This is a genomic window from Pseudomonas sp. JV414 (assembly GCF_032424305.1).
In the GTDB taxonomy this organism is placed as follows: Bacteria; Pseudomonadota; Gammaproteobacteria; order Pseudomonadales; family Pseudomonadaceae; genus Aquipseudomonas; species Aquipseudomonas lini.
Genome location: NZ_VYKC01000020.1, coordinates 202,065 through 228,033 on the forward strand (window position 1 = coordinate 202,065; position 25,969 = coordinate 228,033).

The window sequence follows — 25,969 nt, forward strand, 5'->3', positions numbered from 1 at the left end:
CATGGGCAGACTGGGCGACTTTTTCAGCAAAGAACTCGGGCGTCGTCGGGTCTGGCTGTTTTTCCTGATCGCGACCCTGATTTATGTCATTCCGCTGATCCTCGCGGACTATCCCTACATCGATGACAACTGGCGCTCGCTGTCGGCCGGTACTGCCTGGGCGGGGCAGGGGCGGTTGTTCACCGAGCTGTTCTACAACCTTCTGACCTTCAGTGATGCCGCGCCAAACATCTTTCCGTTGCCGCTGTTGATCGCCACGCTGGCCATGGCCTTTGCGTTGACCAGCCTGACGTTCCATTACTACCCGCAGCCAACGATGCCCTGCTGCCTGGTGCTGTTACCGCTCTGGTACAACCCGTTCTTCCTGCAGAACCTGTCTTATCAATATGACGGGGCGACCATTGCCTTGAGCCTGGTGGCGGTGATTTTCGCGATCACGTTTCGTCATTCCTCGCGCATTCTGCAATGGCTGGTGCCGGCTTTCCTGATTGCGCTGGCGCTGGGGCTCTATCAGGTGAGCCTGAATGTGTTTCTGGGCTTGTGTTGCCTGGAACTGCTCAGGGGCGCGAATGACAAGTGGGCCTGGCGGCAATGGTACGAATTGATTGGCTGGAAAATCGCGCAGGCAGGGCTCGGCGGGTTGATCTACAGCGTCACGGCTTATCCGTACATGAATCAGAATCGCGCTCTGTTGTTGAACTGGGCGGCGGCGCCCTGGCTGCAACTTGAAATCAACATCGGCCGCGTGCTGGAAAAAGTCGTGCTGCTGTTTCACGGTGGATTCACCTGGGTGTTCGCCGCACTGCTGCTGTGTGCCCTTGTAGGCAGCGCACGGCTGGCCCGCAACGTGATGGAACGCCATGACACCGGGCTGAGAAAAATCGTGATGGGCCTGGTGTGTCTGCTGGCAGTGCCGGTCGTGACCTTGTTGGTGTCAGGGACCGCGCTGTTTTTTCGCGACTTCAATGAAGGTGCCAGAACCTTGATGGGTTTTGCGGTCCTGTTGGTGCTGTTGTTCTATTTGAGCCATCTGGCATTGGCGTCCATTCATGAGCGGTTGCCAATGCTGTTGGCGGTGCCTCTGTTGGCCATGCTTTCACTGTCCTTCGCCTATGGCCGCGTGCTGACGATGCAGAACACCTTTGCGTCCAGCGCGTTGTTTTCCCTGGGGCACGACATTGCGTCCAATAGGCAACTGCGCGAGGCCAAGCGCATTTACATGGCGGTGAGTGACTCCGATCACTGGCTGGTGGCGGCCTCGGGCTCGTTCAAGCAGATGCCGGTCTTGCGTTATCTGCTGAACATCGACTTTTTCATGCTGGCTGAAAACCTGCCCAAGGCGGGCATCACCAATGTGGTCGCGGAGAGGGAGCGGCGCAACGCGACCCTTGTCGGTTACCAAGGTTATCCACCGCTGGTGGAGAGCCAGTTCTACCGCCTCTATCTGCTGGGCGATTACGGTTTTATCGTCATGAAAGAACCGACCCCGATCACCACGCTGCAGTGGTGAGCCTGGTGATTACCTCTTCGATCCCTCACGAAAGTTTTCCATCCCGGATGGCCGACAGGGCAGGTCTAGTGGCGGTGATCGTCCTCGCGTTGTTCGCAAGGTTTCACTCCATCACTGTGCCGGTCATCTGGTACGACGAGGCCTACAGCCTGCTGCTGGCTGAGGGCTCGCCGTCATACATCTGGGCTACGACAGCGCGGGATGTGCATCCACCGCTTTACTATGTCTTGCTGCATTTCTGGATGGTGTTGTTCGGCAATGGTGTCTTGGCGACGCGATCCCTGAGTGCTCTGGCCGATGTCGGCACGCTGCTGCTGTGCATTAAATTGATGAGCCTGGTGACATCGCGAAAGGCGACCTGGATAGCGGCAGTGTTGTTGGCATTGCTACCGATATCGGTGCGTTACAGCCAGGAAGTGCGAATGTACACCTTGCTCGGCTTTTGGCTGATGGGCGCGACCGTGGCGCTGGTGTGCTGGATCAAGGCACCGGATCAAAAACGTTATCCGGTTTTTTACGTGCTGTTGATGACGGCTGCTTTCTACACGCATTACTTCGCCGCGCTGTGCGTTTTGGTGCATTGGATTTGTGCGTGGCGAGTGCGAGATGACAGTCGGTCCACGGCAATACCGATTCGTGCGTGGGTCTTGGCCAACAGCGCGATCGTTGTGCTGTACCTGCCGTGGGTACCTCACTTCATCGATCAATTGCTGCGAATGGACGGGCTTGAGTGGATACCGCCGCTCACCTGGCAGACAGCGCCGACCTTCGTTTGGCAACTGGTGATGATGGAGGGCGCGGTCAGTCATTCATCCTTATGGCGTGTGTTGCCCTCGGTGTTGATCGTTGTTTGCGCCGCTGCGGTGCTGCTCAAGGCACGCAGTGAGCGACCTTTCAGCATCTTGTTGGTGGGCTATTTCTTTGTGCCGGTGCTGACCATTTTCTTGGTGTCGTTGATCGTGCCGGTTTTCAATGCCCGATACCTGGTGTTTGCTGCCGCCGCGTTGCCCCTTATCGTTGCACTCGCGCTGGACGCATGGAGTCAACGCCATGCTGTTCTTGCCGCTGTCGCCATGGCTTTGGTTTTATTGGCAGAAGTACACGGGCTTTCGGCGGTCTACGCGCAAACGGATGAGATGAACGGGACAAGCATTCGCAAAGACGCAAGGCTGGATGCCGTGGTCGCGGGTCTCGGTCGCGCAGTCCGTCCGGGTGACGAGATCGTCGTAGATAACCTGTATTGGTACTTGCCGTTCATGTACTACAACTCGACAGGTATTCAGCCGAGGTTATACGTGGTCAAAACACCGACTGGCGCCCTTTGGGGAACCGGCGAATACGGTGGTTGGGCACTCATTCCCCGTCCTCTGCACTCGATACTGTTCAACGATTTTTCGGCCCTGAAACTGAATGGCAGGCGGATCTGGTGGGTAACGGGCCAAGCGCGTCCTGAACATGACGCCTTGTTTCCCAAACACTGGAAACAGGCGTTGACGCTAAAGGCGGGGGACAGTGAGGCCCGCTTGTTCGTTCTTGATGTAACGCCAGCCTTCCTTGAGGCTGGCGCGCAAACACGGCCTATGCAGCCGCCGCTTCATTAGGCTCAAAACTATCCGCCCGCGCCATCTGCCACATCCGCGAATAAAACTCGCCATTCACTTCGCCGGTCAGCAATTCCCCCGGTTTCAGGAACACATGCAACTGCGAGAACAGTTTGATCTCGGTCGCCGACATGCGTCGCACCAGATGCTTGGCCGACAGCTGTGAAGGATGATCGAGGCCCGCGGCGGCAAGCATTTCGGCCAGGGCTTTGAGCGTATTGCGGTGGAAGTTGAACACCCGTTGGGCCTTGTCCGGAACCACCAGGGCGCGTTGGCGCAGGGTGTCCTGGGTGGCGACGCCGGTCGGGCATTTGTTGGTGTGGCAGCTTTGCGACTGGATGCAGCCGATGGCGAACATGAAGCCGCGCGCCGAGTTGGCCCAGTCGGCGCCGATGGCCAGGACGCTGGCGATGTCGAAGGCACTGACGATCTTGCCGCTGGCGCCGAGTTTGATTTTGTCCCGCAGGTTCAGGCCCACCAGCGTGTTGTGCACGAACAGTAGACCTTCGCGCATCGGCACGCCGATGTGGTCGGTGAACTCCACAGGCGCGGCGCCGGTACCGCCTTCCTTGCCGTCGACCACGATGAAGTCCGGGAGGATGCCGGTTTCCAGCATGGCCTTGGCGATGCCCATGAATTCCCACGGGTGGCCCAGGCAGAACTTGAAGCCCACCGGTTTGCCGCCGGACAGTTCACGCAGTTGCGCAATGAAGTGCATCAGTTCGATCGGCGTGGAAAACGCGCTGTGGCGTGACGGCGAGATGCAGTCTTCGCCCATCAGGATGCCGCGGGTTTCGGCGATTTCCTTGGTGACTTTGTGCTTGGGCAGGATGCCGCCATGACCGGGCTTGGCGCCTTGGCTCATCTTGATTTCGATCATCCGCACCTGGGGCGTCTGCGCTTGTGCCGCGAAGCGTTCCGGGTCGAAGCGGCCATCGGCGGTGCGGCAGCCGAAGTAGCCGCTGCCGAGTTCCCAAGTCAGGTCGCCGCCGTTTTCCCGGTGATAGGCGCTGATGCTGCCTTCGCCCGTGTCATGGGCGAAGTTGCCGAGTTTGGCACCCTGGTTCAATGCGCGAATGGCGTTGGCGCTGAGGGAGCCGAAGCTCATGGCCGAGATGTTGAATACCGACGCCGAGTACGGCTGGGAGCACTGCGGGCCACCGACCATTACCCGGAAACTGCTCGGGTCGCTCAATGGCGCCGGACGCATGGAATGGCCAATGAATTCGAAGCCCGACTGATAGACGTCGATCAGTGTGCCGAAGGGTTTGTCGGCACTTTCATTCTTGGCTCGTGAATAGACCAGCGAACGCTGAGCCCGGGAGAAGGGCAGGGCGTCGCTGTCGGACTCGAGCAGGTACTGGCGGATTTCCGGTCGAATACCCTCCACCAGATAGCGGATGTTGCCCAGGATCGGATAATTACGGCGCACCGCGTGTGGGCTTTGCAGCAGATCGAACAGCCCTACCAGGCTGAGGATGCCGGTGACGGCGGTGATCGGCCAGAGCCAGTCGTGCTCCAGAAAGGGCAGGCTGGCGAGGGTGAATATCACACAGACGGCAAAGAAGGCGTAGCGGCTCAGGAGGGACAGGCTCATACGGTTTCCTTGGGTTCGGACTCGGTTGTTTGCAGCCTGGGTACACTCATCCCTGTAGGAGCAGAGCTTGCTCGCGAAAGCGGTGTGTCAGCCACCATCAATGTTGAATATGATGACCTCTTCGCGAGCAAGCTCTGCTCCTACAGAAAAGCGCTGCGTCAGGCATTCTGCGCCTGGAGAAAAAACGAAAACAGCCCGGATTTAGATTTGATCCCTTGCTCGGCTGGTCAGACAGCCGCTTTCGATTGCCGCACCGGTAACTCGACCCGAAACGTGCTGCCCACCCCGACTTCGCTACGTACCGAAATATCGCCCTGATGTTTTTTCACGATGCCATAGGACAGAGACAACCCGAGCCCCGTCCCCTGGCCTACCGGTTTGGTGGTGTAGAACGGATCGAATATTTTCTGCAGGTTGTCTGGCTCGATGCCGATTCCCGTGTCCGCGACCTCGATCGACACCGTTTCACCTTCAAGGCCGGTGCGCAGCGTGATGGTGCCCCGCTCCGGCCCCATCGCCTGAGACGCGTTGACGATCAGGTTCATGATTACCTGATTGATTTGCGACGGCAGGCATTCGATATCGGGCAGCTTTTGAAACTCCTTCACCACATCGGCCTTGTACTTGAGTTCATTGGCGACGATGTTCAGGGTCGACTCGATGCCTTGTTGCAGATTGGTCCACTGCCATTCCTGATTGGAGTCCACGCGGGAGAAGTCCTTCAGGTCTTTGACGATCCGCCCGACTCGGTCGATGCCCTCCTTGGACTCCTTGATCAGCAGTGGAATGTCTTCGCGCAGAAAGTCCAGTTCCACCCGTTCACGTAACTGACCGAGACGGTCGATGACCTCGCTTGAACCAATGGCGTTTTCCGCTTCCCGATAGGCATCGAGCATTTCCTGCAGTTGCTTGAAGTAGCCATCGAGGGCGCCGAGGTTGGAGGAAATAAAGCCGATGGGATTATTGATCTCATGGGCGACGCCCGCCGCCAGTTGCCCCAGCGAGGCGAGCTTTTCCGACTGCACCAGTTGGCTTTCCAGTTGTTTGCGCTCGTCGATTTCCCGCTGCAACGCCTCGCTGGCCTGCTTGAACTGGGCCGTGCGCTGATCCACCAGATGCTCCAGATGGCTCATCTGAATGGACGCCCGCTCGGTCATTTCCCATTTGGTGAGCAGGGTGTTGGCCATCTGCTGAACTTCAATGTTGTCGAACGGCTTTTTCAGAATCAGCAGGCGATCGTGGGCGTGCAAGCGTTCCAGCAGTTCATCCCAGGAATAGTCGGAATAGGCGGTACACACTACAACTTGTAGCTGCGGATCTTCCTGCCACAGGTGTTCGATGGTCTGCGCACCGTCCCAACCTTCAGGCATGCGCATGTCGACGAAGGCCAGGGCGTAGGGGCGGTTTTCCTGTATTGCCTGGATGAGTTTGCCCAGACCCTCCTGACCGCCATAGGCTGAATCCAGCTCGAACAGCAGGTTGGTGGATTTCACTTCGCTGCCGAACAGCGTGGCCTCCATTTCGTCCAGTTCTACATGCTGCGCCGATGTCGGGGTGAGGATCTTGCGAAAGTCTTCATGGATGGACGGCGTGTCGTCGATCAGCAGAATGCGTCGGTTCGAAAGGTCGCTCATGCTTCCTCCATGACGGGTTTCAACGGGATCTGCAACGTGAACAGTGCACCTTTGCCCGGCCCGTCGCTGTGGGCGGTGAGATGGCCGTTCATCTCGATCGCGGCCAAGGCACAGCTGTGCAGGCCGAAGCCGTGACCTTCTTTGCGGGTGGTAAAACCGTGGGCAAAGATCCGCGTCATGTTCTCCGGCTCAATGCCTTCGCCGTCATCCTTGACGCTGATTTGCAGAATCGTGTCTTCGACGACTTTCACCCCAAGGATCATTTGCCGCGGGCGGTTACTGAGGTCGGTCATGGCGTATTTGGCGTTGCTGATCAGGTTGATCAGGATCAGCAACAATCGGTGTTTGTCGCCCATGATTTGCGGTACGTCGCCATACTCCTTGACCACCGTAACGTGATGCCGGGACAGGGCGCCAGCGTTCATTCGCAAGGCGTCTTCCAGCAATTCGCTGATGTGCAGCGGTTCCATCAGGCTGTTGGCGCCTGCGTAGGACTGCTGGGTGGCGACGATGTCCTTGATGTGGTCGACGCTTTTGCTCAGTTGCGCGAGTTCGTCGGCCATGCCTTGTTGTTCAAGGGCAATGGCCTCCACCAATTGATTCAGGTAGCCGGGCAGTAGTTTTCCTTTTTCGTCCTGGGTCAGAAAGACGCCCAGGTTGTCTTGATGCGCGTTGATCAACTGCATCGCCTTGCCCAACCCTTGGGCCTTGCTGCTACGCAGCTTGCGGGTGACCAGGTCGGCCGAGATGTTCACGCTGTTGAGCACGTTGCCGACGTTGTGCAACACGTTAGTGGCGATTTCAGCCATGCCGGCCTGACGCGCGGTGTCGAGCAATTCGCTCTGGGTATTCTTGAGTTCTCGGGTGCGCTCTTCGACCCGTTGTTCGAGGATGTCGTTGGCAGTTTGCAGTTCCTTGTTGACCCGGTTGATCTCGCCGAAGCTGCGCATAAGGCGAGTTGCCAGGTACACCAGCACCATCACCAGTAGCGTCGAAAACACCAGCATGTAGAAGTGGTAGCGCCGGTTGGCTGCATCGGTTTGCTGCTGATCCTTGTTCAGCAGAGCCGTAATGTCGTCCAGCCGTTCGGCCACGGGAATGGCTTCGATGTTTTCCAGCAACCGATTGACCGCCGGTTGTTCACGCAGGATCAGCGCGATGTGACTACTCAAAATATCGATCGGGCTATGGAACTGCTCCGGTAATCGTTGTTTGTTCACCCCCAGTTTGTTTAGTCCCACCAGAATATCGGCCGCTTTGTCATCGGAGGCAACTTGGGCGAACTCCAGGCTGCTGAGCAGCAAGTCGTAGGTATCGGTGGCAATGTTTTGTAATTGCAGTTTGTCTTCGTCGACCAGTTGGGCAAGTGGTTCCTGGATGTCGTCTTCGGCAGTGGGCAAAAACGCCAGTGAGTTGCGCAGCACCGCGTTGTGGGATTTGAACTGCTCCACCAGCCGGGTTTTTTCCTGAATGGCGGCATGATAAGCATCATGGCTGGCACGCCAGATCGGCGAGTCGTTGCGGCCGTGATTGGACTCCATGCTCTCGAACCGCTCCCACAGGTGGGTCATCTCGGTCAGCGGTGCCACCAGCGGATCGTAGTTGTTACTGATAGCAATCCTGGCCTTGAGAATCTCGGTTTCCCACTGCGCGTTGAACTGTTTGATCCGGCCGATCAGATCCCGGGACTCGGCATAAGTCGAGGTCTGGTCGGAGCTTGATTTGAGGTACAGAAACAGCAGAGTCGAGGCCAACAACAAGGCCACGCCACTGAGCAATACCAGGTTGCGACGGTGGTACGTTTTCATAAAGGTTTGCCTCCCCACTCACCGGTCAGGGTCTTGAGGAATTTGATGATCAAGGTCTTGTCCTTGTCAGAGGGCACGCGACCGAGCTGGAACTTGAACATCACGTCTACCGCTTCTTCGAGGGTCTTGGCCGAGCCGTCGTGAAAGTACGGCGCGGTCACGGCGACGTTGCGCAGGCTCGGAACCTTGAACACGTTGCGATCTTCTTCAGCCTTGGTGACCAGATAACGGCCCAGATCGGCTTCGGTGGGGTTGCCCCGGACCTGGAAGTAATCGCCCATGACCCCGAATTTCTGGAACATGTTGCCGCCGATGTTCACCCCCTGATGGCAGGCGATGCAGCCGTAGTCCTTGAAGCGTTGGTAACCGTACTTCTCCTCGGTCGTCAGAATCTCGGTATTGCCCAGCAGGTATTGGTCGAAACGCGAGTTGCCGCTGATCAGCGTGCGCTCATAGGTGGCCAGGGCATTTTGCACATTGTTCATAGTCACGCCGTCCGGGTAGGCCTTGGCGAAAGCGCTTTTGTAAGCCGGGTCGGCGGCCAGTGTCTGAACGACATGCTCCCAATGACTGCCCATTTCGCTGGGGCTCTGCACCACTTCGTGGGCCTGTGTTTCCAGGGTGTCGGCGCGGCCGTTCCAGAATTGCCGGAAATTCAGACTTGAGTTGAAGACGCTGGGGGTGTTGATCGTCAGGGGATCGCCTTTGAAGCCGATAGACAATGCTTTGTCGTCGGCGCCTCCGATTTCCAGACGATGGCAACTGGCGCAGGACAGGCTGTTGTTGACCGACAGGCGTGGCTCGTTGAACAACCGACGACCGAGTTCGACTTGCAAGGGGTTCTGCTGGGGCACCGCGGGCAAGGGTTTGAGTGGTTCGTCCAGCGGTGCGCCGCTGGCTATCAGACAACATCCGAGTAGAGGCGCAAGAAGCAGGTAGTAGAAGGGGCTCGACATCTTGTGATTCCTTGGCGCAGGGCCCTGGGTGTCGTTGCACATCATTCATGTGGCGGCGGATGGAGCGGGGGGCACGGACGTCAGGTATTGCACGAAGGCGTCCGGCTCCACGGCTTTGCTGAAGTAGTAACCCTGGCCTTCCTCGCACTGGAGGGCCTTGAGAAAATTCAATTGTTCGAGGGTTTCCACCCCTTCGGCAATGACGGTCAGTTTGAGGCTCTTGCCCAGGCTGATGATGGCGCTGACCAGGGCCGCGTCATTGCTGTCACTGCTCAGGCCACGAATGAATGACTGGTCGATTTTCAACACGTCGATGGGAAACCGTTGCAGGTAACTCAGGCTGGAATAGCCGGTGCCGAAGTCATCGATGGCCAGCCGTACGCCCAATGCCTTGAGCCGATTCAGCGCGACCATCGTGGCCTCGACATTCTGCATCAATACGCCTTCGGTGATTTCCAGTTCCAGCAAGGTGGGATCCATACCGGTTTGCTTGAGTATCTGTTCAATACCCTCGACAAAATCCCGCTGGCGGAAATCAATGGCCGACACGTTCACCGACATGTAGAGCTTCGGCAGGCCTTTCTCCTGCCAGGCACGGGCTTGTCGACAGGCCTGGGCGAGCACCCATTTGCTCAACGGTACGATCAGGCCGCTGTCTTCGGCCACACCGATGAAGTCTGTCGGGTAAACCCAGCCTTGTCCCGGTTTTTGCCAGCGGATCAACGCCTCGGCGCCGACCACCTTACCGCTGCCCAGGTCGAGTTTAGGCTGGTAGTGCAGGACAAATTCGTTGCGTTCCAGCGCCAGACGAATACCCGACTCGATGCTCTGCTGTTCCCGGGCGCGCTGGTTCATCTCATCGATGAAAAAGCTGAAATCGTTCGGGCCGCTTTCCTTGACGTTGCGCATGGCGGTTTCGGCTTTCTTGATCAGTGCGATGGCATCGAAACCGTCCTCGGGATAGATGCTGATGCCCAGGCTGGCCGTCACGCTCAGGTCGTGGCCGGCGATGTGTTGAGGCGCGCGTATGGCGTTCAAGAGCTTTTCGGCGATGCCCTTGGTCTGTTGGGGGTGATGGATGTCAGCCAGGATCACCACAAATTCATCGGAGCCGTAGCGAAACACCGAATCGGACGCGCGCACGCAAGCCACCAGGTTTTGTCCGACACGTTTGAGCATCTCGTCACCGGTCGGGTGACCCAAGGCATTGTTGATGCGCTTGAAGCGATCGAGCCCCAGAAACATCACGGCCAGTTGTTTGTCATGGCGTCGTGACAGGGCCAGTGACTGGTTCAGCCGGTCGCCCAGCAAGGTGCTGTTGGGCAATTCGGTCAATACGTCGTACTGCAACAAGTGCGATACCTTGAGCAGCTCGTGGACCCGGGCCTCGATGGTTTGCTCCAGGGTCAGCACTTTCATGGCCGCGTCCTGCGCCATCTGCCACTTCCAGGTCAGGGCGCTGGCCATCTGGCGGATTTCCAGGCTGTCGAAAGGTTTTTTCAGCACCAGCAGCTGATCGCCGAACTCCAGTCGTTCGGCCATGGCTTCCCAGGTGTAATCGGAGAAGGCCGTGCACAGCGCGATTTGCAGGTGAGGATCAGCCTTCCAGAGCCGTTCGATGGTTTCCAGTCCGTCCCAGCCCGGGGGCATGCGCATGTCGGTGAATGCCATGGCGTAAGGGCGACCTTGTGCCTGGGCACGCTTGACCAGTTCGAGCGCTTCCTGGCCCTGGTAGGCGGAGTCGAGCTGGAATATCAGCCGAGTAGATTGCTGGCTGCCGAACAGCGCTGCTTCAGTGCCGGCGATGGTTTGTTCGTCGGCGGTATCCGGGCCGAGAATCTTGCGAAAGTCCTGATGGATCGAAGGCGTGTCGTCGATGATCAGAATGCGCCGGTTAGCCTGGGCGAACGGAGTTTTCATTCCTTGTCCTCCGTGGCACGCCGCGGGTCGTCGGGCATCGCTCCGGTTCCGTGGTTGGTGTGCACGATGCTCCCGGCCTTCAGCAATTCGGCGGCCTGTTGGCTGTTGACCGCTTGGCTGAAGTAGTGACCCTGGGCGTTCATCGGTGAGCCGGTGGCCATCAGCGAACTGCGTTGCTCCTGGGTTTCGACGCCTTCGGCGATGATGCCGATCCCAACGTCGCGGGCGAAATTGATGATTGCCCGCAAGGTAGTGGCACTGGCCGTGTCGTGGGCGGCGGTGTCGATGAACGCCTGAGCGAGTTTCAGGTGATTGACCTGGTAAGTCTTGAGGTAGTCGAACGAAGAGTATTCGGTGCCGAAGTCATCGATGGCGATCTTCACCCCCAGCTCATGCAGGCGCGGCAGGATATCGTTGTGCGTCCACTTGGTCTGGGCCAGGGTCGCTTCGGTGACGTCGAAACGCAGGTCCCACGGGCACAGTTCCCAGCGGGCGGTGGTGCGCAACACGTCATAGATCAGCTCGGGACCACTCTTGAGTTGGGCCAGGGACAGTTTTATCGCCACCACCGGTGGCGCCATGCCTTCGTCTCGCCACTGGCGCATTTGCCGACAGGCGCGCTCCAGCACCCAGTGACCGAGGGCGATGATGATGCCGGTTTTTTCCGCGGCGGGCAGAAACGCCGGGGCCTCCAGTAACCCGCGCTGGGGGTGGTTCCAGCTGACCTGTGCTTCCATGCCGAGGATTTTGCCACTGCTCAGGTCTACTTCCGGCCAGTAACGCAGTTCGAGTTCGTCGTGCTCGATGGCCTTTTTCAGGTCGTTGGCGATGGTCATGCGCTCGACCACTTCCTGATTGATTTCCTCTGAGTGGAAGTGGTACTGGTTGCGGCCCTTTTCCTTGGAGCGATACAGCGCCATGTCGGCCTGGGTCAACAGGCTGTCGGCGCTGAGGCAGACCGGGACGTAGCTGCTGATGCCGATGCTGACCGAGACCCGCACATCATTGCCGGCCAGGGAGTAGGGCAGCACCAGTGCATCGCGGACCTTGGCGGCCAGGGACGCTGATTGGGTCGGATCGCCGACATCCAGTTGCAGTATCGCGAACTCGTCGCCACCCAGGCGGGCAACCACGTCGTTTTCGCGCACGCAGTTTTTGATGCGCCTGGCGACCTCCTGCAACAACAAGTCGCCCACCGGGTGGCCCAGGGTGTCGTTGATGCGTTTGAAGTGATCCAGATCCAGGTAAAACATGGCGAACGGTGTGGCCCCGCGCCGTGCGGCGGCGAACGCCTGGTGCAGCCGCTCGATCAGCGTCGCGCGGTTGGCCAGCCCGGTCAGCCCATCGGTGCGGGCCAACAGGGCAATCTTTTCCTCGGCCAGTTTGCGTTCGGTGACGTCGATGATGATGCCTTCGACCTCCAGCAAGCGGCCTTCATCGTCGCGCACCGGGATATAGCGGTTTTCGACCCAGCGCCAGTCGCCGTCGCCGGTGCGCATCCGGAATTCGATGGAAGCACCTGCCGCATGGCGGTCCAGCACCCGGGCCATGGCGGTGTCGACTTTCGCTTGATCGTCGGGATGGATCAGCTCCTGCGCCCAGTTGGACGAAGCCACCAAGGCCGCCGCGATATGGCCGTATTTGGTGATGTTGTGGGAGATGTACATCAACGGAAACGACGGTTCGCCCCGCAGCCGATACAGAATGGTCGGGCTGTTCTGCACGATGATGTTGGCGTCGGACAGCTCCCGGGTGCGCTCCTCGACCGCATGCTCCAGCAGCGACATCTTCAGCGCTGCGTCTTCGGTCATTTGCCACTTGGCGGTCAATGCGCTGGCCATCTGGCGAATTTCGATGGCATCGAAGGGCTTTTTCAGGATAAGCAGGCGATCGCCCAGTTCCAGGCGCTCGGCGATGTCTTCCCAGGAATAGTCGGAATACGCGGTGCAGAGCGCCACCTGCAACTTGGGATCGACCTGCCATAGGCGTTCGATGGTTTCCAGGCCGTCCCAGCCCGGCGGCATGCGCATGTCGATGAAGGCCATCGCGTAGGGCGAGTCATTCGCCAGCGCGCTTTCGACCTTGTCCAGCGCTTCGCGGCCCTGAAACGCGGAATCGATGACGAAACTTTGCAACGATAACGACGCGGGGGTACCGAACAGGGCGTTTTCGGCGCTGGTCAGGCTGTCATCTTCGATCGATGGCGGGCTGAGAATCTTGGCGAAATCCTCATGGATCGACGCCGTGTCATCAACGATGAGAATCCGACGATTAATGCGCGCAAGCAGCGTGTTCACTGACATGCGCCTGTACTGACAGCAGGTTGGTGCAATGGGCTCATAGAGGGTATCCCTTCCCTGATCGCTGGATGGAGCGGGTATCGTTCTGGATCCGAGTGATCTGAGCATAGTCGCCCGGCCAGCACTTCGCCCGGTTGACTGAAACGAATCATTTCCGGGGTCGGACTGAAAATCATCTAGCCTGTAGGTCAGGCTCGGGAACGCCAGGATGTTCGCCCCGCGCGCGATAAAGACACACGTTTTCTTGAGGTAATGCCATGGAAGAGCAACTCCCCACGACTGTGACCTATAAACCCAAGTTACTGCTGGTCGACGATGAGGAGTCGATTCTCAACAGCCTGCGCCGCCTGCTGCGCGGCCAACCCTACGAGGTGCTGCTGGCCACCAGCGGTGCCCAGGCGCTGGAGATCATGGCGCGGCAGCCGATCGATCTGGTGATGAGCGACGCGCGTATGCCCAATATGGATGGCTCGACGCTGCTGGCGCACATCCATCAGCGTTACCCCGACACCCTCCGGATCATGCTGACCGGTTATGCCGATCCGTCGGCCATTATCAAAGCCATCAATGAAGGGCAGATTCATCGTTACATCAGCAAACCCTGGCACGATGAGGAAATGCTGCTGATGTTGCGACAATCACTCGCCTATCAGCATTCCGAGCGTGAGCGCTTGCGTCTGGTGCAGGAGACATGGGATCGGAACGAGGAATTGAAGCTGCTCAACGCCACCCTGGAAAAACACGTCGCGGCCCGCACCAGCGAGCTGCAACAGACCGCCGACATGCTGGACCTGGCCTACGAAGAGCTCAAACGCAGCTATGTCACCGGCACCGAAGTGTTTTCGTTGCTGGCCAACCTGCGCCTGCCGCCCGCCAAACAGACCAACCGGCAGATCATCGAACTGGTGCGGGTGTACTGCAAACTCCATGGCCTGGATGAAGGCTCCAGTCGTGACCTGACCATGGCAGCGGCGCTCTACAACATCGGTAAGTTGAGCTGGACCGACAGCATGATGAGCACGCCCTCGGACCTGCTGCATCACAGTGACCGCGAGCGCTATCGGGGTTATCCGAAGCAGAGTGAGTCGCTACTGATGACGCTCGATCCGATGAAGGATGCCGCCCGGCTGATCCTGCATCACCAGGAGCGTTGGGACGGCAGCGGTTTTCCTGATCGGCTCAAAAGCGAAGCGATTCCGTTCGGTTCGCGGTTGCTGAAACTGGCGGTGGATTTCATCGAGTTGCAGCGCGGGCTGATTCTCGAACGGCAGATGAACAGCGATGAAGCCCTGGTGTATATCCGCCAATACGCCGGTCGCCTCTACGACCCGGAACTGGTGGAGGATTTCATTCAGGTCTGCGCCACTTATCTGAGCGACGTGACGCTGGCCGATCCGACGGTCAAGGTGCTGACCACCCGGGATCTGGTGGCGGGCATGATCCTGGCGCGCAATCTCAATGCCGACAACGGCATGCTGTTGCTCAATGCCGGCAAGGTATTGAATGGGGCGCTGGTGGAGAAGTTGATCGCCTTCGAGGCGATGGAAGGTGCCAAGTACAGCATTTTTGTGAAAGTGCCGGAGGAAGTGGAGGGCGCGCTGCTCGAGACGGGGTGAGCTTTCCAGACTTAGCACTGTGGGCCCCCTGTGGCGAGGGGGCTTGCCCCCGTTTGAGTGCGTAGCACTCACAAGATCTTTGGTGCATTAGAGATTTTGGGGCCGCTTCGCAGCCCAACGGGGGCAAGCCCTCTCGCCACAGTCGCTCCCACAGGGGGTTCTGCAGATGCTTTTTTCGGCGTGACGAAGAACCGGCATGCATGTGATCCTTGCTGCCTTTACCCAAGGCCAATCCAGACCCATGACGCTTTCATCCGCCGCTTCGCCCCGTCTCATCCGCATTGCCGCTGCCCTGCTGATCGGCCCCGACGGTCGCACCCTGTTGGTGCGCAAGCGCGGCACCCAGGCGTTCATGCAGCCGGGGGGCAAGATCGAGGCCCATGAGCAACCGGTCCATGCTCTTGCCCGTGAACTGGAGGAGGAGCTGGGGCTGGTCATCGATCCGGCGCATGCCGTCTATCTGGGGCAATTCTCGGCACCGGCCGCCAATGAGCCGGGTTATGTCGTACAGGCCGAACTCTTTCAACTGACCATCGATTCGCACGTTTCCCCGGCGGCGGAGATCGAAGAGGTGCGCTGGATCGATCCGGCCACTGACGGCGATGTCACGCTGGCGCCATTGACACGAGACCTGATCTTGCCGTTTTATCGAGCCTCACTGATCGAAACTGCCTGATCGTCCAAGGACGGAGGATGCCCATGATCCCGCTTCAAGACTTGTTGATTTTCGCCGCCGCGGCGTTGCTGATGGTGCTCACGCCCGGGCCGAACATGATCTACCTGATCTCTCGTTCAATCTGCCAGGGGCGTAAGGCCGGGGTGACTTCGTTGCTGGGCGTGGTCGCGGGGTTTTTAGTGCACCTGTTCGCGGCCGCCGCGGGTTTGACCGCGGTGTTCGTGGCAGTGCCGATGGCTTATGAAGTGTTGAAATGGGCCGGCGCTTTGTACCTGTTGTGGCTGGCCTGGCAGGCGGTCAAGCCCGGTGCGCGTTCGCCGTTCGAGGCGCAGCAGTTGCCGGCGGATTCGTCGCGCAAGTTGATCACCATGGGCTTTCTCACCAGCGCTCTGAACCCGAAGATTGCGGTGTTTTACCTGTCGGTGTTTCCGCAGTTCATTACCCCTGAGCACGGTTCGGTGTTCACCCAGAGCATCCTCCTCGGCCTGACCCAGATCAGCGTGAGCTTCAGCGTCAACCTGCTGATCGCGTTGTTTGCCGCGGGCATCGCGTCCTGGTTCGTCAATAACCCGAACTGGCTGGCGATGCAGCGTTACTTCATGGGCTTCGTGCTGTCCGGGCTGGCAGTGCGGTTGATGCTTGAGCAGCGGCGAGTGGCCTGAAGATGTGGATTGGACGGCTTGATGCCAGCCATGCCCTGGATTACCGGGCGCTGATGCTTGAGGCCTATGACTTGCATCCCCAGGCGTTCACTTCCAGCGTGCGCGAGCGCGCCGTGATGCCGCTGAGTTGGTGGGAATCGCGCCTGACCAGCAAGCTGGACCGGGTACTTGGGGCGTTTGAGGAAGGGAAACTGGCGGGCATCGTCGGCCTGGCCTTCGAGTCTCGGGAAAAGGCCCGGCACAAGGCGACATTGTTTGGCATGTATGTTTCGAAGGAGGTTCGGCAGCGCGGTCTCGGTTATCAACTGGTTCAGGCAGCGTTGGCCGAAGCGCAGACCCATCAGGGCCTGCGGCTGATCCAGTTGACCGTCACCGCCGGCAATGAAGCTGCGTTCAAACTGTATCAGCGTTGCGGCTTCGTGCAGTTCGGCCTGGAACCCTTGGCGGTGCGAGTCGGCGAAGATTACTTCGACAAGATCCATATGTGGCGCGAGCTCACCACTGAGCCTTTGTAGGAGCGAGGCTTGCCCGCGAAGGCGGTTTCATATTCAGCATTGATGTCGGCTGACACACCGCTTTCGCGGGCAAGCCTCGCTCCTACAGGGGGGTGGTGTTCTATCGGACGGCACTAACCCCATCCAGCGTCGAAAACGACGTGTCCTTGGCCGTCAGCAAGAAGTCGCGCATGTATGGCGCGTCCAGCATGTCGGCGCGAATCCCGGCGTAGAGCGTCGCGAACAAGCCTTTCTCGCCCAGTCGCTTGGCCTTCACATAACCCCGTGAACTGTATTCATGCAGCGCCCAATGAGGCATGCCGCAGACACCGCGACCGCTGGCCACCAGTTGCATCATCATCACCGTCAGTTCCGACGTGCGCACCTGGGCCGGTTCGATGTCAGCCGGTTCCAGGAAGCGGGTGAAGATGTCCAGCCGATCGCGCTCCACCGGGTAGGTGATCAAGGTTTCCGTCAGCAAATCTTCGGGCACGATGTACGGCTTGCTCGCCAAGCGGTGCTGATTTGCCACCGCAAGCATGGCTTCGTAGGTGAACAACGGCACGTAAGTGATCCCGACCAGTTCCAGCGGGTCGGAGGTCACCACCAGGTCCAGATCGCCCCGGGCCAGCGCCGGCAGAGGGGCGAAGGAGAACCCCGAGGCCAGGTCCAGCTCGACTTCCGGCCAGGCATCGCGGAACTGGTCGATGGTCGGCATCAGCCACTGAAAGCAACTGTGGCACTCGATCGCCATGTGTAAACGCCCCGCAGTGCCGCCGGCCAGCCGTGCAATGTCTCGCTCGGCGCCGCGCAGCAACGGCAGGGTGGCGTCGGCCAGTTGCAGCAGGCGCAAGCCGGCACTGGTGAAGCGCACCGGTTTGGTCTTGCGCACGAACAGCTGCATACCCATGCGCTCTTCCAGTTCCTTGAACTGGTGGGACAGCGCCGACTGGGTCAGGTGCAGGCGGTCGGCCGCATCCACCAGGCTGTCGGCTTCGCGCAAAGCGTGCAGGGTTTTCAGGTGACGGATTTCAAGCACCGGGGGCTCCATGAGGAAAACTTGTGATCAACACGAAAAGGTTGAGTTTGTCTCATGTTGGGTGGGCTGTCGACAATAGCACCATCTTTTACAGCATCTTTTATAGAGAGAAATTTCACCATGGCTAAGGCCCACACGCTTGGTTTCCCGCGCATCGGCGCAGACCGCGAATTGAAAAAAGCCCTCGAATCTTACTGGAAGGGCGATCTTGACCAGGACGCATTGAAAAGTGTCGGCCGCCAACTGCGCGCCACCCACTGGCAATTGCAGAAAGACGCCGGCATCGACCTGCTGCCCGTGGGCGACTTCGCCTGGTACGACCAGGTACTGACTCATTCCCTGACCTTCGGTGTCATCCCCGAGCGCTTCGACAGTGCCAAAGATTCCCGCGGCCTACCGACGCTGGACACGCTGTTCGCCATGGCCCGTGGCGCTAGCGCGGCCTGCTGCGGCGGTGAACATGGCAAGGCGCAATATGCTCAGGAACTGACCAAGTGGTTCGACACCAACTACCACTATCTGGTCCCGGAGTTCACCGCAGACCAACAATTCAAACTGAGCTGGGAACAGCTGTTCGATGAAGTCGACGAAGCCAAAGCCCTGGGCCACAACGTCAAACCGGTAATCATTGGCCCGTTGACCTATCTGTGGCTGGGCAAGGCAAAGGGTGATGGCTTCGACAAACTCGACCTGCTGGAGCGCCTGCTGCCGATCTACGGTGAAATCCTCGGTCGCCTCGCCGCCCAAGGTGTGGAGTGGGTGCAGATCGACGAACCGATCCTCACCCTCGACCTGCCACAGGCCTGGAAAAATGCCTTCGAGCGCGCCTATCACATCCTCCAATACTCGCCGCTGAAAAAGCTCGTGGCGACCTACTTCAGTGGTCTGGAAGACAACCTCGGCCTGGCTGTCAGCCTGCCGGTGCAAGGCTTGCACATCGACGCGGTGCGCGCGCCGGATCAACTTGGCCAAGTACTGGATCGCCTGCCGACCTACAAGATTCTCTCGGTGGGTCTGGTCAACGGCCGCAACGTCTGGCGCTGCGAGCTGGAGCAAGTCCTCGCGCAACTGCAGCCGGCCCAAGAGCGCTTCGGCGATAACTTGTGGGTCAGCAGTTCCTGCTCGCTGCTGCACAGCCCGGTGGACCTGGACCGTGAAGAAAAACTCGACCCGGAACTGAAAAGCTGGCTGGCGTTTGCTGTGCAGAAGTGCGGTGAAATTGCCGTGCTGCGTGATGCCCTGAATGATCCGCAAGCGCCGAAGGTACAAGCCGCACTGGCTGAAAGCCGCGCCATTGCGGCCAGTCGCGCCCAATCTCCGCGTATCCACAAAGCGGATGTTCAGGCCCGAATCAACGCCATTGGCGCGGCGGACAGCCAACGTCACTCGCCGTTTGCCAAACGCATCGCACAACAACAGGCACGGCTGAAACTGCCGGCGTTCCCGACCACTACCATTGGCTCGTTCCCGCAGACGGGTTCGATCCGTCTGGCGCGCCAGGCCTTCAAGCAAGGCAAGCTGTCGGCCAACGATTACACCGATGCCATGCACAGTGAAATCCGCCACGCCGTGCAAATCCAGGAACGCCTGGGCCTGGACGTGCTGGTTCACGGTGAAGCCGAGCGCAACGACATGGTCGAGTACTTTGCCGAACAGCTTGAAGGTTATGCCTTCACCCGTTTCGGCTGGGTTCAGAGCTACGGTTCGCGCTGCGTCAAACCGGCGATCATTTATGGCGACCTGAGCCGTCCGAAGCCGATGACGGTCGACTGGATCACCTATGCCCAAAGCCTGACCGACAAGGTCATGAAAGGCATGCTCACCGGTCCTGTGACCATGCTGATGTGGTCGTTCCCGCGCGAAGACGTCTCGCGCAAAGTTCAGGCGCAGCAACTGGCCCTGGCCTTGCGCGATGAAGTGGTGGATCTGGAAAACGCCGGCATCAAGATTGTGCAGATCGACGAAGCCGCGTTCCGGGAAGGGCTGCCGCTACGCCGGGCGCAATGGCAGGAATACCTCGACTGGGCGGTGGAAGCTTTCCGCCTGAGTGCATCGGGCGTGCGCGACGAAACCCAGATTCACACTCACATGTGCTACAGCGAATTCAATGACGTAATTGAGTCCATAGCAGCCATGGACGCCGATGTGATCACCATCGAAACCTCGCGCTCGGACATGGAGCTGCTGGAGGCCTTCGAAGCGTTCGACTACCCGAACGACATCGGCCCGGGCGTCTATGACATCCACTCGCCACGGGTGCCGGACACGGCCGAGATGGTGACGTTGATGAGCAAAGCGGTGAAGCGGATTCCGGCCGAGCGGTTGTGGGTCAATCCCGATTGTGGGTTGAAGACCCGCGCATGGCCGGAAACAGAAGCCGCGTTGGTAAACATGGTCGCGGCGGCACGCCTGCTGCGCAGTCAACTGGCCTGACAGCTGACTGACAACGGAGCGCTTTCGGGCGCTCCGTTGTTGTTCTTCACAGCTGTGGAAAATGTTTGTGCGCCAGCGGTTTGCCGATGTCGCCCCGCCAGATTGATTCCACCTGAGCACCGCTGCTGGCTTGAGCCTGCTGCCATTGCAGGCCCAGATTGCGTTGCTCAGGCAATTTCAGATGACCTTTGACGAAGTCGTTGAACGGCGACTTCGCCGAGGGGTAATGAAAGTGCGCATACCACAGCGTTTGCGGCGGCTGGCGGGTCAAATCGCGAACTTCATACTCCTGCAGAAAATCCCGTCGACCGTCCGGGCGCTTGCCAATATCGCGCAATGCGCCTTCCTTGCGGATGTCCACCACCCGTTGCTCCAGCAGGTAGTCCAGATAACCCTCGGTCGGGGTTTTGCTGTTCATGGACTGTTCGATGCGCAGGGTACGCCCGGCACGCGCCAGGTCTCGGGCCTGATCGGACAATTGCAGCACCAGCGGATCATGAGGTGAGAGACGTTCGATGGCTTGGGCGCGCATCGATAATTCGGCAGCCTCCAAGCTCATCATGTGTTCCAGATCCACTGGCAGCATGTCTTGCCGGGCATAACCGTCGACTTTGTTTTTATAGGTGGGCACCGTCGCGAGTCTTTTTCTGGCTTCCGCCAGCAACGGTTGAACATCCGAGGGCAGAGGTGATTGCGCCGGCACGGCGGGCTCACTGAGGTGGTATTTGCCACTGGAGCGCGGTAGCCAGGTTTCCGTACGTCCGTCGATACCGTCAATGGTGAAGCGCTTTTGCCGAGTAGCTGTGTCCGTGTGCTCGACACCGACGAACAGGCGATTGTCTTCGGTTTCAAAGAGCTTCTTGCCGGTTGTGCCCTCCGTTGGTGTGATCGAGGCTCGATGCCCGAGGGCGTTTCGCGCGTACTCTTCGACCTTTGCCAGACTGTCCAGAAACGGCGTGATCTGCTCCAGATCCAGGTGTTGCGGGTAGCCCAGTGTCCACGCCTTCAGGTTGCGGCGGAACTCGGCGTAGGTCGCCAGGCAGTCCTCGAATACCCGGTTGCGCTGGGTCAGGCTGGCACGTACTTCCGACAGGTTGTGCTGGGTGAAGAGTGCACGCCCGACCTGAGTACGGGCCTGTTTCAGTTGAACGTGAAAATAAACCCAGGTGGTGTCATCGATGGCATCGACACGGGTGATGATCTCCAGAAGGTGAGCCGCTTTCAGGTAACGGTAGTTGGTCTCGCTTAACATCGTGTTCACTGTCGCTACGTCAGCCGCCATCCTGGCTTTGTGCTCACGGTAGGTGATTCGACGATTCCACAGATTGACCTGCTCCACGGCGGCATGCGCTTGATCAAATTCCTGGAGGAAGGCTTTGCGCACGTTCTTGCGTTGTTCCATCAGGCGCAAGTGGGCGCCGGTATCGTTGACGGGGGTGGTGTCTGAACGAGTGACCAGTTCATCGATCCGGTCGAGGTGTTCCAGCAGGCGTTCTTTGCCGAACTGTATCCGGTGCACCGTCCGATCGACCACGACCCAGGCGTTACTGCTTTGCAATTCCTTTATCTGAGTGCGTTTTCTTCCATGGCTTAGTGGCAACAGGTCAGCCAGGTTTTGGTAACAGTTTTGGGCGGCATCGATGTCAGCGGCACAGGCGCTTTCCAGAGGTGCGCGCAAGGCCTGACGCTGGCTCGGTGTGCTGGCGTAATAGCTGTCGATGGCAACATTGGTGCGGCGGGTCTGGGTATCGAGCCGCCGAATGTAGGCGTCGGCGGTATTGGTCAGAGTCAGTTGACGGCGCAAGTTGCGATCAGTCCACCAGCGGGGTAGCCAACGCCTGATGGCGGCTGGCCAGAGCGGATCCATGCCGTCGGCCAGATGCCCGAGCGCCGCACCGCCGCCCACGCCGCCGCCCTCCATCAATGTGCCATACACCGCATAGTGGGTGTTCCAGTTGCCGGCCTCATCGAGGGCGATCGGCTGTTTATAGGCGCGGGCCCAGGTGCCGTGCAAACGCCAGCCACGAGGGGCATCACTCAGCTCGATCCGGTAGATACGCCCTTGGCTGATCATGAAATCGCCGTCGGCATGCCGATAGACATTGCGATAGATGCCGTGTGTGGCAGGTTGCAATCCAGCCAGAGAAATTTGGTGTTCGTATTCGTAGCCGTGAAAGTAATCCAGGACGCGGCGGGCCTGTCGACGCGAAGACGCCTGCAAGGCACCGGCCGTTCTGGCCATTGTGCGTAACTGACGATGGCGCGTTATCGCGCGGGCAGCACCAGGAGCCGCATTGGCCCCCGGAAGAATATCCATGGCGGCGTCGATCAACGACAACAGCACCGCCTCCACCTCGGCCAGACCATGACCGACATCGCCACGCAGGAAAGCAGCGACCGCCAGATTGGCGCTGCCCCAGGCGTCATACAAGGCAATGGCGGTGCCCACGAATGGCACCATGCCCAGGGCCATTTTCAGATAATTGAACATCGCGCCGGACTTCAGTGCGCAGTGCTCCAGGTACAAGGCGTCATTGGAGCGTGAGGTACTTCGATGGGCTTGCAGCAAACGCCCCATATGCGCATTGAGCAGATGCGCCGCCAGTGAGGTGGTGGCCGGCCATGCCATGCCGACGCCGATCAGCGCATCGAAGTTTCGCAGCAAGGCCTGATTGATCCGACTGACGTGAAGGGCGAAGTCGCCATGCAAGGCACGCCCGGCCAGATAGTTGACCATGTTGGTGTGCAGGCACAGGTTGAACAGGTTTTGGCGTGCCTGCTCAAGAGTGTCGTATTGGCGCAGGTGGAGACCGTCCGGGCTGTCCGGCAGGTAGAGCAGCGTCAGGCCGCTGACCTGTTCCTCGATGAAGGTGACCCCAGACAAAGTGCTCGGGCCCTGATGCGGCGTGTCTTCACCGCCCACTGTCAGATGGGCTGGCAGCAGCACGATACGCGTGCTTTGGGCAGCAAAGGCTTGTGAGGTATTGGTGTCAATCGCGATATTCAGCACTTGCCGTCCATGGGCGTCGATCTGTTGTTGCAACAGGGCAAACTCGCCTTGCAGTTTCAGCATCTGGCGCCATGGCTCGGTCAGGCTTTCACGGCGATATTCAAGGTCGAAGGCCGAAGCGGTGGGGGCGCCCAGAAAAGCGTGGCGGATCTGTGTCTCGTAATGTCCGGCCAGATCCATCTCGGTGATCAGTTTGCGCAGATAGGGTTGTGTGATGCCGGTTTTCAGCTTCTGGCGTTCTGCCTCGTCATCCGTAGAGATCTCGACCTGCATGAGCGACAGTCGCCACCACATCGCCTGATCGATATTGGTTTGGGCCAGTTCGGTGAGGGACAGCTTGCTGCGGTTTTTACTGGCTATCAGCACATTCTTCTGAGGCGTTCCCGGTGCTGCGCCATCGGTCACGACCTTCTGCCAGGTAGTTGAATCGGGCAGATCCAGCATTACCTCAAAACCTTGCTTGAGGGCGAAGTCCTTACGCAGGCGAACGTCGATGCGTTTCTGGCTGAAATCATCCCGTGGCGGCAGATCCCGTTCGAGTAACTCATGGGAGCGTTTCATCGCCGCAATGTAAGTCTTGAACAGTTGCTTGAACTGCAAGCGTCGAGCATCGGACAGTGTGCCGAGCCACTGTGGCAGTGCTTGAGCCAGGACGCTGCTGTGGTTTTGCTCGAGGAGTTGCGCGAAGGCCAGTTCCCGCGCGGCGGGCATTGGCACGGTCAGACGGGCGAGGGTGTGTTCGCGCAGTTTCTCCAACGCCACGGTACGTTGCTGGGTTTTGGCTGGTACGGGGTTGTCGGCAATCAGTCGTGTCGCCTGCTGTACACAGCGGTAAAGCTGATTTTGCAGGGCATATTCGAACGGGTCGCCGCTCAACTCGCTCAGGTGCAAGGCCAATACCTCGTCGTTGGCGCTCAGTTTGAACAGTGCTTGTTCCAGTGCTTGTCGAGAGGCGAAACGCTGCAAGCCACCGAACCGGCCGGGCCAGTACAACAACAGACTGTGAGACGCGACACCGCGCAGCACGGACGGGGGCGTGATCAGCAGCACGCCGTCCAGTTCCTCGGTTTGAGTGTTGCCGTCGTCGTCTTTGGTGGCCGACAGGGTCAGCCGTGCGACCGCGACATCTGCATTGCGCGGCGCGGCTGGAGCATCGAGAACCGCTTGAACCCAGCGGTGTTCTTCAGGGCTGAGCTGGTTCAGGGTCAATTGAATCTCTGCCTCGCTGCGCAACCCCGCTAGCCGCGCCTGATACAGCGCGGTGTAATGCGCATTCGATGCGTGGCGCAGTTCCAGCATCTTCAGCGCGTCGCGGGTGTCCAGCAATGCAGATGCGGCGGTGTGGCTGGCCTGTTCGGCTGCCGCCAAGGCGTCGAGGTGTTTTTTCAGGTTCTGCAGGCGTGGATCATTCAGATCCCCCGCGAAGTCTTTGCCAAGCAGGGTTTCGAGGGCTGCGCAGTGATATGCCAGGGCTTTCCGGCGGGTGTCCAGCGCAATGTCGGGGGTGAGTAAGCCGAACTGCGGAACACTGTCGCCGGTCTCTCCCTCGCTGATGATGTCCGCCGGCAATTCGGCAGGTTCGGCAAAAACAGCTTCCTGGCGGTATTGCCGATCCAGTCGGTCGGCGGCGTCCATCGCGGCGGCGCCATGCTCGGCGATATCACTGCCGTTGCCCTGACGAATACTGTTCATCCAGTCGACCGATACCCGTGCAATCAGCTGTTCGGCGGCTACCTCCAGCGGCGTGGTTACGATGCGGGTGTATTCGAGACTGACGCCGTCGAGCCGGGGCATTCCGATAGCGTTTTGCGGGTGTGCGATCAGCCAGTTTTCCATCTCAGGACGGTGCTGGAAGTGCCTCCATGCCGGTTGCTGCTCTGGCAGGTACAGCAACTGTGCGGCTGGTTGTTCGGTGCTGATGAGTAAAACCCCGGGCAACTCGACACGGTGACTGTCAGTCCTGAGCGCCAGCTGATTGATAGCCATCCGGGGGGAACCGCTGGGGGGATCGATCAGTGCCAGCAGGGGTTTCATCTGCTCGGCCGTCAAGGTGCGCTGGGCATGGGCCACCTGGCTGGAGGCTTCGATGTGCTGGCGATACAACTGGATAGCCAGCGCTCTGCGCGATACCGCGGTCCCGGGCGCCCGGGCACTCCACCAGCGCTCCCAGTCGTGATTGAGCAGGCGCTCCGGGTTCAGGGTTTTCAGCTGTTCGAGCAGTTCGAAAGGGGACTTGCCGTAGAGGCGGTGTTCCCGTGCAAGACCGATCACCACGCAACGCGCGTTGAGTGAAACCTCGACCGCAGGCTGTTGCAGCACAAAGGCGCAGGCGTGGGTCAGGCTGACAAAGTGTTCCGGCCGGGTGCTGGTGGTGAAGAACCCCAGACCGACCCGATTTCCGTCCAGGTCCCAGTGTTCCTTGAGCAAACGGGTAATCGAGGCACGTGCGCCCGGACTTTGCGCCATGAGTTCGAGCCACTGTCGGCGACAGTCGCGCCAGCGTTCCGAGGCTGTCAGTAACAGGCTTTGATCGGGGTTGGGTGCAAGCGGGTGGGAAAAGCCGAAATCGGCCAGTAAGGGCTTGGGGGCGTCGGGCATGGCGACTGGTCTCCAAAGGGCAAGAGGGCCGGGTTGTACCGGCGTCGAGGCCATTAGAGGTCAGTTGCGAGGGGGGCTGGTGGTACATAGTTATAGGGTTGTGCGCTTATCAAAC

At 59.3% G+C, this 25,969-nt stretch carries 15 protein-coding genes; 7 read left to right on the forward strand and 8 right to left on the reverse strand.

The window, feature by feature from the left end; genetic code table 11:
• Window position 1 precedes the first annotated feature (1 nt).
• Together F6R97_RS20635 and F6R97_RS20640 are read left to right on the forward strand one after the other, a co-directional pair.
• Window positions 2-1,510: a glucosyltransferase domain-containing protein gene (locus F6R97_RS20635; protein WP_038981818.1), complete on the forward strand. Its 1,509-nt coding sequence runs from the start codon at window positions 2-4 to the stop codon at window positions 1,508-1,510.
• A 47-nt stretch (window positions 1,511-1,557) separates the two neighbouring features.
• Window positions 1,558-3,111: a glycosyltransferase family 39 protein gene (locus F6R97_RS20640; RefSeq protein ID WP_050682189.1), complete on the forward strand. Its 1,554-nt coding sequence runs from the start codon at window positions 1,558-1,560 to the stop codon at window positions 3,109-3,111.
• On the opposite strand, the gene F6R97_RS20645 is transcribed toward F6R97_RS20640, so the two are convergent.
• From F6R97_RS20645 to F6R97_RS20670, 6 genes are all read right to left on the reverse strand, one after another.
• On the reverse strand, window positions 3,089-4,708 hold the full coding sequence (locus F6R97_RS20645; protein ID WP_315867008.1) for an FMN-binding glutamate synthase family protein: 1,620 nt from the start codon (window positions 4,706-4,708) through the stop codon (window positions 3,089-3,091). The genes F6R97_RS20640 and F6R97_RS20645 overlap by 23 nt on opposite strands.
• A gap of 227 nt (window positions 4,709-4,935) precedes the next feature.
• The gene (locus tag F6R97_RS20650) at window positions 4,936-6,342 is read right to left on the reverse strand and encodes an ATP-binding protein (RefSeq protein WP_038981823.1); all 1,407 of its coding nucleotides are present in this window, start codon (window positions 6,340-6,342) and stop codon (window positions 4,936-4,938) included.
• The gene (locus tag F6R97_RS20655) at window positions 6,339-8,150 is read right to left on the reverse strand and encodes a DAHL domain-containing protein (RefSeq protein WP_038981825.1); all 1,812 of its coding nucleotides are present in this window, start codon (window positions 8,148-8,150) and stop codon (window positions 6,339-6,341) included. The genes F6R97_RS20650 and F6R97_RS20655 overlap by 4 nt, the downstream gene beginning before the upstream one ends.
• A complete protein-coding gene (locus F6R97_RS20660) occupies window positions 8,147-9,106 on the reverse strand; it encodes a cytochrome-c peroxidase (protein WP_038981827.1) in 960 nt (319 codons plus the stop codon). The genes F6R97_RS20655 and F6R97_RS20660 overlap by 4 nt, the downstream gene beginning before the upstream one ends.
• Window positions 9,107-9,151: 45 nt before the next feature.
• A complete protein-coding gene (locus F6R97_RS20665) occupies window positions 9,152-11,026 on the reverse strand; it encodes a putative bifunctional diguanylate cyclase/phosphodiesterase (RefSeq protein ID WP_038981829.1) in 1,875 nt (624 codons plus the stop codon).
• On the reverse strand, window positions 11,023-13,329 hold the full coding sequence (locus F6R97_RS20670; protein WP_038981831.1) for an EAL domain-containing protein: 2,307 nt from the start codon (window positions 13,327-13,329) through the stop codon (window positions 11,023-11,025). Before F6R97_RS20670 ends, F6R97_RS20665 begins: the two co-directional genes overlap by 4 nt.
• A gap of 254 nt (window positions 13,330-13,583) precedes the next feature.
• Here F6R97_RS20670 and F6R97_RS20675 point away from each other — a divergent pair, with 254 nt between their 5' ends.
• The 4 genes from F6R97_RS20675 (at window position 13,584) to F6R97_RS20690 (ending at window position 16,795) form a co-directional block, all read left to right on the forward strand.
• Complete coding sequence (locus F6R97_RS20675; protein ID WP_048395533.1) at window positions 13,584-14,942, forward strand: HD domain-containing phosphohydrolase; 1,359 nt, start codon at window positions 13,584-13,586, stop codon at window positions 14,940-14,942.
• Window positions 14,943-15,183: 241 nt separating this feature from the next.
• Window positions 15,184-15,618, forward strand: coding sequence for an NUDIX hydrolase (locus F6R97_RS20680; RefSeq protein WP_038983615.1), 435 nt, complete (start codon window positions 15,184-15,186; stop codon window positions 15,616-15,618).
• 23 nt (window positions 15,619-15,641) lie between these two features.
• On the forward strand, window positions 15,642-16,280 hold the full coding sequence (locus F6R97_RS20685) for a LysE family translocator (protein ID WP_038981833.1): 639 nt from the start codon (window positions 15,642-15,644) through the stop codon (window positions 16,278-16,280).
• A gap of 2 nt (window positions 16,281-16,282) precedes the next feature.
• On the forward strand, window positions 16,283-16,795 hold the full coding sequence (locus tag F6R97_RS20690) for a GNAT family N-acetyltransferase (protein WP_038981835.1): 513 nt from the start codon (window positions 16,283-16,285) through the stop codon (window positions 16,793-16,795).
• Between the two features lie 100 nt (window positions 16,796-16,895).
• Here the strand turns inward: F6R97_RS20690 and metR are convergent, their stop codons facing one another.
• The gene (gene metR, locus F6R97_RS20695; RefSeq protein WP_048395534.1) at window positions 16,896-17,813 is read right to left on the reverse strand and encodes a transcriptional regulator MetR; all 918 of its coding nucleotides are present in this window, start codon (window positions 17,811-17,813) and stop codon (window positions 16,896-16,898) included.
• 120 nt (window positions 17,814-17,933) lie between these two features.
• Here metR and metE point away from each other — a divergent pair, with 120 nt between their 5' ends.
• A complete protein-coding gene (gene metE, locus F6R97_RS20700; RefSeq protein WP_315867009.1) occupies window positions 17,934-20,246 on the forward strand; it encodes a 5-methyltetrahydropteroyltriglutamate--homocysteine S-methyltransferase in 2,313 nt (770 codons plus the stop codon).
• A gap of 46 nt (window positions 20,247-20,292) precedes the next feature.
• Here the strand turns inward: metE and F6R97_RS20705 are convergent, their stop codons facing one another.
• Window positions 20,293-25,854, reverse strand: a complete 5,562-nt coding sequence (locus F6R97_RS20705) for a dermonecrotic toxin domain-containing protein (protein WP_315867010.1) — start codon at window positions 25,852-25,854, stop codon at window positions 20,293-20,295.
• Window positions 25,855-25,969: the final 115 nt, after the last annotated feature.